At 69.2% G+C, this 432-nt stretch carries 1 protein-coding gene; it reads right to left on the bottom strand.

What is annotated here, in order from left to right; genetic code table 11:
• Nucleotides 1-332 (bottom strand): alkaline phosphatase family protein (locus J5M57_RS28685; protein ID WP_207938573.1); only part of this gene is annotated, 332 nt, incomplete at its 3' end.
• Nucleotides 333-432 lie beyond the last annotated feature (100 nt).

The following is a 432-nucleotide window of genomic DNA, read 5'->3' as shown; positions in this document are numbered from 1 at the left end:
CCCGCGCGCAGATAGGCGGGATCGTTCATCATCACCGCGGCGCCCGCGCCGCCCTGCGCGTTCTGGTCCCAGAAGAAGTTCCCGCAAATGCCGTGCACCGACGGCGGCGCGCCGCACACGATCGACAGGTTGTTCGGGTTGGTGAACGACGGGATCACGCAGTCGGCCTCGAACGCCGAGCCCTCGCGCAGCATCCGCGCGAGGAACGGCGCGACGCCCGCGCTCGCGGCTTCTTCGAGGTAGTCGTATTCGCAGCCGTCGACGCACACGGCCACCGTCGGCTCGGCCGGCATCCGGTAGACGCGGCCGTTGACTTCGATGTGTCGATTCATGGTGTTTCGCCCTTCGGGCCCTTCGTTCATGTTACACGCGAGCGGCGCGCCGCCGCGCCGGTCATCGTCTCCGTCATCGCGCCGGCCGCGGCGCGATGAC

Origin of the sequence: Pseudomonas sp. 86_A (assembly GCF_017491705.1) — a bacterium.
In the GTDB taxonomy this organism is placed as follows: Bacteria; Pseudomonadota; Gammaproteobacteria; order Pseudomonadales; family Pseudomonadaceae; genus Aquipseudomonas; species Aquipseudomonas koreensis.
This window is presented reverse-complemented; position numbering and strand designations above follow the sequence as displayed.